This window comes from Psychromonas sp., from assembly GCF_983033635.1.
The window spans coordinates 7,551-14,101 of record NZ_CEZLMY010000054.1 but is presented as its reverse complement, the minus strand read 5'-3'; the positions used below and the strand labels follow the sequence as shown (position 1 = coordinate 14,101).

Here is a 6,551-nt window from a genome sequence, read left to right as displayed (position 1 = left end):
CGTCACCAAAAGAGAGAGTGGCAGGAACATCCCAGCTTGTTTTTTCAAGGGTGATAGTATCGCTATTACGCGGTAAATTATAAAAATCCGGGCCATTAAAACTGGCAAAGGCTTCTAATTTATCTAATGCACCTGCCTGTTCAAATACTTCAGCATATAATTCAATAGATGCATGGGCTGTGTAGGAGCCGGCGCAACCACAAGCTGACTCTTTACGTCCGATTGCATGCGGCGCGGAATCTGTGCCTAAAAAGAACTTAGTCGATCCGCTGGTTGCAGCCTTGATTAATGCTTGTTGGTGAGAATTACGTTTTAAAATAGGTAAACAGTAAAAATGCGGTTTAATACCGCCCACTAACATATGGTTACGGTTAAACATTAAATGATGTGCGGTAATGGTAGCGGCGACATTTTTACCGGCATTATTTACAAACTCAACGGCATTTTTAGTGGTGATATGCTCAAGGACGATTTTTAAATTCGGGTAAGAGGCAACAATGGGCGCAAGTACTGTTTTTAAGAATATTTCTTCACGATCAAAGATATCAATCTCATTTGCCGTTACTTCACCATGTACTAGCAGTGGCATACCCACTTCCTGCATCGCTTGCAGTGCTTCGCTGATATTATCGGCTGAAGTAACACCAGAGTCTGAGTTAGTTGTTGCGCCGGCAGGATATAATTTAGCCGCATAAACTTGACCTGATGCTTTCGCTGTTTTTATCTCATTAGCTGTGGTGTTATCTGTTAAGTAAAGCGTCATCAAAGGAGTGAAGCTCGCTTTAGGCTGTGCTGCAATAATACGTGCCTGATAAGCAAGTGCCAGTTCGGTATCTATAACCGGCGGCATAAGGTTCGGCATAATAATCGCACGGCCCATATAACGGCTGATATCACGTACGGTATCGTTTAACACCTCACCATCGCGTAAATGTACATGCCAGTCATCAGGGCGGGTTATTGTCATTGTCTTCATTTTGCTTATCTCCTTTGATTTTTAGCTATTTTACAAGCTCAGAAGCAAATTTCATATGCCTTTAAGCTCATTTAGCTGTTTAATAAAATCATTTTTGGAGAATTCAGCAAGCAGTTTGTGTTGTATGAGGTCTTCACCATTTTTAAAAAACAGAATCGCTGGCGGGCCAAATAGATTAAATTGCGCTAATAATGCCAGTTGCTCTGGGGTATTGTTGCTGATATCGAGCTGTACAAACATAAAGCCTGCAAGTAGTTTTTGTACATCGGGCTGCTTAACTATCTCTTTTTCAATAACTTTACAGGAGATACACCAATCCGCATAAAAATCGACAATCAAAATTTGTTGCGTATTTTGCGCATCTTGTAACGCTTTATCAAATTCAGATCTACTGCTGATACGCATCGCATGGGGTGTCTGCACTTGGCTGATGGTTGCTGCATTGGCTAATTGATAATTTAATGGTTTTAATGGTTCTTTTTGCCCGCTAAATACCGCAACCATTAACATCACTGCGTATAAGCAAAATATAAGTCCGAGTGCTTTGTGAAAGCGCGACCACCCTTGTGTGCCATGCTCGAATGCGCCTAAATAAACACCTGATCCGAAAAGCAGTGCAGACCATAAAAGCAGGGTGATTTGCGGAGCGATAACGCGTTCTAATAACCACACCGCAACGGCTAATAATGCCACACCAAAGACACTTTTGATGTTATTCATCCACGCCCCGGATTTAGGTAAAAACCGCCCGCCACCCGTGCCGATAATTAACAAAGGTACGCCCATCCCTAATGCCAAAGTTAATAAAGCCAAACCGCCTAGCAGAGCATCTCCAGTGGTGGATATATAGGCTAAAACACCCGCTAATGGTGCGCTGACGCAGGGGCTGACTACAAGCGCAGAAACTGCCCCCATGATGACGATGGTAAATAGTTTTCCGCTTTGCTTGTTACTGTTAATATTTTGCAGTTTGTCCTGGATAAAACGGGGCAGGGCTAATTCATATAAACCAAACATTGAAAAAGAGAGTATGACAAAGAGCATTGAAAATAGTATTAGTACCCAAGGTGTTTGCAGATATAGTTGAATGTTTGCTGTCGCACCAAAGTAGCCGACAACCACACCGGCTGCTGCATAGGTAAATGCCATACCTAAGACATAACTTAACGACAGCAAAAATGCGTTACGCGTTGAAAGATTATTGCCTTGTCCGACAATAATGCTAGACAGGATGGGAAACATCGGAAAGACACATGGGGTAAATGCGAGACCAATACCAACAATAAAGAATAGGGCTAATTTCCACACTGTACTGTCTGCTTGTAATAGGTTTTTGCTATAACTTTGTTCACTTTCTTGAGGGGATGTAAGGCTTATTGATGTCAATTGACTTTGCTGTTGAGGCTTAGTTAAGGTTACAACAACAGGCGGATAACAAAGTCCTTGTTCAGCACAGCCTTGGAAACTTAAGGTAATAGGGCTGTTATTTTGCAGTGCAATCAAGCTATCTAAATTATGTTTGAATATTTTAACCTTGCCGAAATATTCATCCATTTTATCTAATGGATTTTGTTGAAAATTGATTTTTAATGGTAAACCATTTTGCGTGGCTGAAATCCGCGAAAGATACAAATAATATCCGTCACTGATTTTCCAACTAACCTGTAATGAGTCAGCTTTAAATTCTGTTGTGTAGCTAAACGCTTGTGCAACGGGTAAGAATTCGACCTCTGGCTGAGCAAGTGTCTTAACACTTGTAAATAATATCAATGAAACTAGAAAATAGGCGAATCCTTTGCAAACCTTGAACATTCAAATCTCCTTCAGTTTAAATAATTTGAGATAACCATAGTAAATAAACAATTGTTAAGGAAACCTTAAGGTTCATTGACCATACTGAATAAATCGTAAACACAGTGAATAACAAACTTTACAAAAAGAGGGAACTTATGAAACGGATAATACAATTATTGAGCATTTTTTTACTGCTAGCTTCTAGCATGCAGGTTAATGCCCAAGCGCAATGGTTAGATAAGTTCGATTTGGCTCAATATGAAAACAAAGTCGTCTATTTGGATTTTTGGGCTTCCTGGTGTGGTCCGTGTCGCAAATCGTTTCCCTGGTTAAACGAGATGCAGGCTAAGTATCAAGATAAAGGACTGGTGATTATTGGTATTAATATGGACCGTGATATAAAAACTGCCAATCGTTTTCTAGATACCTTTCCAGCTAATTTCCTCCTGTTTTCAGATCCACAAGGTGCGCTTGCCGAAAAGTACAAGGTAGTCGGCATGCCAAGTTCATATCTGTTTTCAGGCGATGGTGAATTAAAAGATCGTCATATCGGCTTTAAAATAAGCGACCAGGAAACCTATGAAGCGGGCATCATAAAATTACTTAAGCAACTAGAAAACGATAAATAAAACAAGGATGAGAAGATGAAAACAATATTGATAACCCTCTTATCGACCTGCTTTTTTCTTAGCGGTTGTAGCTCGTTAGGCGTGCAGCCTTGGGAGCGAGACCTGTTAGCGCGAGAGGATATGGCGCTTGATAATGCGCCGCTGGATAGCGCATTTGATGATCATATCTATTTTAGCAAGGAAGCCAGCAGCGGTGGACAAGGATTCAGTGGCGGAGGTTGCGGATGCAATTAATCAATAGATATTTTGAAGCTCAACACAGCTTCCTTATTAAGGAAGCAACCAAGCAATTCAGCGGACAAGGATTCAGTGGCGGAGGTTGCGGATGCAATTAATCAATAGATATTTTAAAGCTCGGCAGAGTATGCTCCGTAAGGAAGCAACCAGGCAATTCAGTGAACAAGGATTTAGTGGCGGAGGTTGCGGATGCAATTAACTGATAAGAAAAAACAGCAGCATAAAAATATTCGCCAACTGCTTAAAACAGCAACCGGGTGTTTACTAGGCGCTTCAGCAACTGTGCAGGCTGATTCTAACCAGGGTTTTTTTAGTGGTTGGGAAACCGACGTAGCCATGCTCGCTTATAGTGAAGTTGATCGTGTCAGTGCATATGAACCTGTTATAAATACCCGTAAAACCTTTGATGACGATAGTGTGTTAGGTTTTAAATTGGTTCTTGATGCTTTAACAGGAGCGTCGCCAAATGGCGCAAGCCCATCTGATCAAGTGCAGACATTTACCCGTCCATCTGGTAATGGCAGTTATCAAACGCAAGCGGGAGAAACCCCTTTAGACGATACATTTCATGATACACGAGTCAGTTTTAGTGCAAATTATGAGCATGGTTTGGGGCGTGTTAATAAAATGATTTGGGGCGGTAATGTTTCCAAAGAGTTTGATTTTTTCTCTGCAGGATTAAGCGCAACATATTTACATGATTTTAATAATCGTAATACCACCTTAAGTTTTGGGCTTAGCGGTGAATATGATCTAATCACTCCTGTTGGCGGAATAGCGGATCCTTTAGCACAGATGCAGGCAAGTGGTGAGCTTCAACCTAAAGGAGAAGATGAAGATACGCGTTTTATGGGTGAGATGCTGGTGGGGGTGACGCAGGTTATAAATCGGCAAACTATTGCAGTGTTTAATTACGGTTATTCACAGTCGGATGGTTACCATAATGATCCCTACAAAGTAACTTCTGTGGTTGATGATATAACTGGCTCCTTAGTCGCTGGGGAATCATTAGCGGGGACCTATCTCTATGACAGCAGGCCGGATCAGCGCAATAAACACAGTGTTTATAGCAAAGTTAAACGCGCGATAGGGGCTGACTCTGCTGATTTGTCATATCGATATATGTGGGATGATTGGGGGGTTAAATCGCATACCTTTAATTTAACCTATCGTAAAAATTTCGATGGCTGGTATCTGGAGCCTCGCGTTCGTTATTATACGCAAAGCACGGCTGATTTTTACCGCCATAGTATTAGTGAAAGTGAGGTGGCAGATATAGGCCCTTACTTAACATCGGATTATCGATTAGCAGAGATGTGGTCATCAACATTGGGGCTTAAAGTTGGCTTTAAAACGCCTGATGGCAATAAAAACAGTGTCCGATTAGAGTATTATCATCAGGATGGTGAAAAAAGCCCAAGTGATGCGATCGGCATCCAGAAAAACTATGATATGTTCCCTACACTAGATGCGTTTGTTATACAGTATACCTACTCATTTTAGTTAGGAAAAAAAGATATGTTACAAGGTCTTACTATTACAAAGCTGCAAAATGGCGCTGGCTATTGTGGTTCTTTTCCGGCCATGGCTAGCGGTTGTGAAGTGCTGGTGGAGTGTAGTGAGGCTTTGCCCGCAAAACAGATGATAGAAGCGGTATTTGTTGAAGCAAAACGTATTGAAAGCAAATTCAGCCGTTACCTTAAAACTAATATTGTATATAAAATTAATAACAGCGCAGAGAAGCAAGTTTGTTTAGATGATGAAACCGCCCATTTAGTTGATTTTGCTTATTTGTGTTATCAGCTAAGTGACGGCTTATTTGATATTACCTCGGGTGTATTACGCAAGCTCTGGTCTTTTGATTGCTCTGATAAAATCCCCCAAAACAAGCAGATTAAGCAGTTATTACCCCTGATTGGCTTAGATAAATTGACCTGGCGAGCGCCATACTTAACTGTACCTAAAGGTATGGAGCTTGATTTTGGCGGCATCGGCAAAGAGTATGCGGTTGATTGCTGTTTAGCTAAAGCGCAACAAATTAACGATAAACAGCCTATATTATTAAATTTTGGTGGCGATTTAATCTGTAATGGCCCGCGAAAAAATGGACAAGCATGGAAAGTTGGCATTGAAAGTGTCGGCGGGGGCAACCCTGCAGTGCTCACCTTGAAAAATGGAGCACTGGCAACCAGTGGTGATGCTAACCGCTACCTGTTAAAAAACGGGATTCGTTATAGCCATATTTTAAACCCGTTAACGGGCAGTTCGGTTATTAATGCGCCTCGTTCAATCACTGTCTCCGCAGAATCTTGCATTGAAGCGGGATTATTATCGACGCTGGCAATGCTGCAAGGGGATCAGGCAAAAGCCTTTTTAGCGCAGCAGCAGGTTAATTTCTGGATTCAAGAATAAGGGCTTAAATGCACATATTGCATATTGCTAGCAGATGATATGTCTTTCAGGCGATAGCTAAAGAGTTATAAACATAGGATATTTGATGCGCATACTTATTATTGAAGATGATATTGCACTGGCAAATGGTGTGATGCAAAACCTCAAGCAGCAAGGTTATAGTCTGGATCATTTTGATAGAGTAAGTCTTGCGGTTAACGCTTGCACCCATGAACACTATGATCTGATTATTTTAGATTTGGGTTTACCTGATGCAGATGGATTAACCTTTCTGGCGCAATACCGCAAAAAACATAATAGCCCAGTGATTATTTTAACCGCACGAGACGGTGTTGAAGATAAAATTAAGGGCTTAGACCTAGGTGCGGATGATTATCTGCTTAAACCTTTTGATCAAAATGAACTGCAAGCAAGAATTCGCGCTTTATTAAGGCGCAGCCATGGTAATGCCACACATCTTATTGAGTTTGGGCCATTAAAACTTGATCTTAATAGCAGAGAAG

General features: G+C 41.2%; 8 protein-coding genes. 6 read left to right on the top strand and 2 right to left on the bottom strand.

Features of this window, described 5'->3' with window-relative positions; translation table 11 throughout:
• Window positions 1-976: dihydroorotase (pyrC, locus tag AC4GME_RS09315; protein ID WP_490379284.1), on the bottom strand; the 976-nt coding region annotated here is incomplete at its 3' end.
• Between the two features lie 51 nt (window positions 977-1,027).
• The gene (gene dsbD / locus AC4GME_RS09310; RefSeq protein ID WP_490376784.1) at window positions 1,028-2,788 is read right to left on the bottom strand and encodes a protein-disulfide reductase DsbD; all 1,761 of its coding nucleotides are present in this window, start codon (window positions 2,786-2,788) and stop codon (window positions 1,028-1,030) included.
• Window positions 2,789-2,925: 137 nt separating this feature from the next.
• Between dsbD and AC4GME_RS09305 the strand changes: the two genes are divergently transcribed.
• The 6 genes from AC4GME_RS09305 to AC4GME_RS09280 all read left to right on the top strand — a co-directional run.
• Window positions 2,926-3,399, top strand: coding sequence for a TlpA disulfide reductase family protein (locus AC4GME_RS09305; RefSeq protein WP_490376783.1), 474 nt, complete (start codon window positions 2,926-2,928; stop codon window positions 3,397-3,399).
• A gap of 15 nt (window positions 3,400-3,414) precedes the next feature.
• On the top strand, window positions 3,415-3,633 hold the full coding sequence (locus tag AC4GME_RS09300) for a DUF4266 domain-containing protein (protein ID WP_490376782.1): 219 nt from the start codon (window positions 3,415-3,417) through the stop codon (window positions 3,631-3,633).
• Window positions 3,624-3,734 (top strand): DUF4266 domain-containing protein, encoded by a 111-nt coding sequence (locus tag AC4GME_RS09295; RefSeq protein WP_490376781.1) that lies wholly within the window; start codon window positions 3,624-3,626, stop codon window positions 3,732-3,734. The genes AC4GME_RS09300 and AC4GME_RS09295 overlap by 10 nt, the downstream gene beginning before the upstream one ends.
• Before the next feature lie 91 nt (window positions 3,735-3,825).
• The gene (locus tag AC4GME_RS09290; protein WP_490376780.1) at window positions 3,826-5,139 is read left to right on the top strand and encodes a DUF3570 domain-containing protein; all 1,314 of its coding nucleotides are present in this window, start codon (window positions 3,826-3,828) and stop codon (window positions 5,137-5,139) included.
• Between the two features lie 15 nt (window positions 5,140-5,154).
• On the top strand, window positions 5,155-6,048 hold the full coding sequence (locus tag AC4GME_RS09285; protein ID WP_490376779.1) for an FAD:protein FMN transferase: 894 nt from the start codon (window positions 5,155-5,157) through the stop codon (window positions 6,046-6,048).
• Window positions 6,049-6,133: 85 nt separating this feature from the next.
• The coding region (locus AC4GME_RS09280; protein WP_490379283.1) for a response regulator at window positions 6,134-6,551 on the top strand (418 nt) is incomplete at its 3' end.

What these genes read in the sequence shown, in the direction of transcription:
- AC4GME_RS09295 (WP_490376781.1), top strand. Translation starts at nt 3,624, where the DNA reads ATGCAATTAATCAATAGATATTTTGAAGCTCAACACAGCTTCCTTATT.
- dsbD (WP_490376784.1), bottom strand. Translation starts at nt 2,788, where the DNA reads ATGTTCAAGGTTTGCAAAGGATTCGCCTATTTTCTAGTTTCATTGATA.
- AC4GME_RS09285 (WP_490376779.1), top strand. Translation starts at nt 5,155, where the DNA reads ATGTTACAAGGTCTTACTATTACAAAGCTGCAAAATGGCGCTGGCTAT.
- AC4GME_RS09305 (WP_490376783.1), top strand. Translation starts at nt 2,926, where the DNA reads ATGAAACGGATAATACAATTATTGAGCATTTTTTTACTGCTAGCTTCT.
- AC4GME_RS09290 (WP_490376780.1), top strand. Translation starts at nt 3,826, where the DNA reads ATGCAATTAACTGATAAGAAAAAACAGCAGCATAAAAATATTCGCCAA.
- AC4GME_RS09300 (WP_490376782.1), top strand. Translation starts at nt 3,415, where the DNA reads ATGAAAACAATATTGATAACCCTCTTATCGACCTGCTTTTTTCTTAGC.